Genomic DNA, 2,334 nt, shown 5'->3' on the forward strand with positions numbered 1-2,334 from the left:
GGTCTCCCAGAGCAGGTCGTCACCGCCCGAGGCCTTCTTGACGGCCGACCGCCACACAGCGGGCCGCCGCGCGGCGGCCGGGGGGCCCCCCGCGCCCCCCCCGCCCCGCGCCCCCGCCCCCCCCGCGGCGCCCCCCCCTTCCGCATTCATCCCCTGCGGACCTGGGTTCCCGGTGGGCGGCGTTGCCTGGCGCGGACGGCCGTGGCCACGACGATGCGGTGGCGCGCCAGGTGATGCCGACCGAAGCGGGGTCTGGGGGGCCTTCGCCGGCCAATGCAGTTGCCTTCGAGGTGAGGAGATCGTTGCCCCGCGTGTGGCGGGGTGGGGCGCGGGGCGACGGAGCCCGCGTCAGATCTTCGCGAGGGCGCCGGCCAGGGATTCGGGTGGGAAGGCCATCTCGCTGGCGTCCAGCAGCCGGCGGAGCGAGGGGAACTCGTAGGTGCGGTAGCCGGTGATCACGATCTCCTTGGCGCGGAGGGCGGACATCGCGGACTCCACGGAGCCGATGCTCAGGCCGAGGGCGTCCGCGAGGTCACTCTGGGAGGGGCCTTCGACCATGAAGTCGTACTTCTTACCGGGCACCGCACAGTGCATGACGAGGTGGCCCAGCAGACCGGCAAGCCGCTGCTCGGACTTGAGGTTGTGCCGGTTGTAGATCCTCTCGGTGGCCTCGATGCGGTCGGTGACCGATATGCCGATGGCCTTCATCAGCGCCGGGGCGGACTCGGCCACGACGCGCATCCGGTCCATCGGCATGTAGACGGTCCAGGTGTCGTTCAGGCACACCGCGGTCGGGGTGGCCATCTTCTCGTCGAAGACCTCCATGCAGCCGAGGACCGCGCCGGCGCCCAGGATGCGCACCGTGGTGGAGGCGCCGATCTGGGTCCGCTCGGCGACGCAGCCCCGCAGCACTATGTGCACCGCGGTCCCGCCCTGCGGGCCGCGCAGCTCGGCCTGCCGGCGGTGCTCCCGGGAGCTGGACTGGGCCAGCTCCTTGAAGCTGGCGCGCAGATCGGCGGGAAGCTCGCGCATGAAGGGGTTGCGCTCGAACACGCTGCTGAGCCGGAAAGGGCGCTTGTCGCGGTCGATGCGGCCGGTGGTGATGTCGATCTCGTAGAAACGGGACCCGACCTGCAGGGGCTCGTTTCGCTTCCAGAACGTCATCACTTCACCGCCGGGACCGTGTTGGGGTTGGCGGGGACGGTCACCGGCGGCTGGGCCTGGGGCTGGAGGGCGTCGAAGGCCTTGGGGAGCGCGATCACGAGGCCGATGATCGCCACGATCACGGTGGCGATGCGCGCGGGGGTGAAGCGCAGCGTGCGGACGGTGTAGGCGATGGTGGCCGCAATGATCGCGACGATCAAAACGGCAGCGACAAGGAACGTCATTATTCCTCTGGATTCGTTGCTATGGGATCGGGTCTGGCGCCATGCAGTTGTTGTGCTGGCGAAGAGGGACCGGATTGGTGAGTTCCGGTCAACTCCTCGCCCCCGGGCTGCTATCAAGCTGTTCGGGGGCATCGACGATATCCCACGGATGGACGCAACTTGTCACCCACACGGGTGCGTGGCGCCCCTCCCTGCTTCACAGGGTTCCAGAGGGGGCTAATCCCCCAATGGAGGGGGTTCAGGGCCCTACTCTTGGGTAACCCCCAACTTTCGGGGATTCTTCGCACGGCCTAGGCCATACATTGAGGGCGCTGACGTTGCGACTTTGATCGGGTCTGGCGCCAGCAGTCGGGCATGAGCTCCGGGGGGTGGTGCCCTCGGAGCCGCCCGACGCTTGACCAATGGGCCTCTGCACGGGGTCGCACAAAATGATCAACATGTCACGACGAGTGGCGGTGCCTCTATCAAGTTGAGGGCGTCGCCACTCTCCTGTTTTTTGGGGACGATCGATCACGTCGTTCGGATTCCGTACCCCGGTAAGGGGTGCAGGGCAGGTCACTCACTACGCTCAACGCGCTTTCCGGGTTCAAAACTGCGCGCGAGACATGAGTCACATCGACTAAATCCGTTGCGCTTTAACGTTTCTGACCAGCGGTCATGTATTGGGCTCCTGGAACCGGGGGCGTGGCCTCGGCCGGCGGAGCTCCGGCAGCAGAAAGGCGCGCACACACGGTCGAGAAGTCGTACACCTCGTGGCGTCCGGGAGGTCGCTGCTCACCGACGTCCAGCTGATCGACGGCTCTTTCGCCGCCGATCAGCTCGACCGCTACTTGCAGATCTCTCGGCCACAGCAGACCGGTGCCCCGCGTACGTGGCCAGTTCCACGGCGAACCGCAGCCACGCCGCCCGGCCCCGCCAGGACAGTCCGGCACCCGTCAACAGGCCC

General features: G+C 67.7%; 2 protein-coding genes. Both read right to left on the reverse strand.

Features of this window, described 5'->3' with window-relative positions:
- Positions 1-348 precede the first annotated feature (348 nt).
- Positions 349-1,164, reverse strand: a complete 816-nt coding sequence (locus tag ACFVZW_RS19345) for a Crp/Fnr family transcriptional regulator (protein WP_384522781.1) — start codon at positions 1,162-1,164, stop codon at positions 349-351.
- Positions 1,164-1,388 carry a hypothetical protein gene (locus ACFVZW_RS19350; protein WP_384522783.1) on the reverse strand — a complete coding sequence of 75 codons (225 nt, stop codon included), beginning with the start codon at positions 1,386-1,388 and terminating at the stop codon, positions 1,164-1,166. The genes ACFVZW_RS19345 and ACFVZW_RS19350 overlap by 1 nt, the downstream gene beginning before the upstream one ends.
- Between the last annotated feature and the right edge of the window lie 946 nt (positions 1,389-2,334).

The sequence above is a fragment of the Streptomyces sp. NPDC059567 genome (assembly GCF_042735655.1).
GTDB lineage: Bacteria > Actinomycetota > Actinomycetes > Streptomycetales > Streptomycetaceae > Streptomyces.

Coding starts and splice junctions, on each gene's coding strand:
- ACFVZW_RS19345 (WP_384522781.1), bottom strand. CDS start 1,164: ATGACGTTCTGGAAGCGAAACGAGCCCCTGCAGGTCGGGTCCCGTTTC.
- ACFVZW_RS19350 (WP_384522783.1), bottom strand. CDS start 1,388: ATGACGTTCCTTGTCGCTGCCGTTTTGATCGTCGCGATCATTGCGGCC.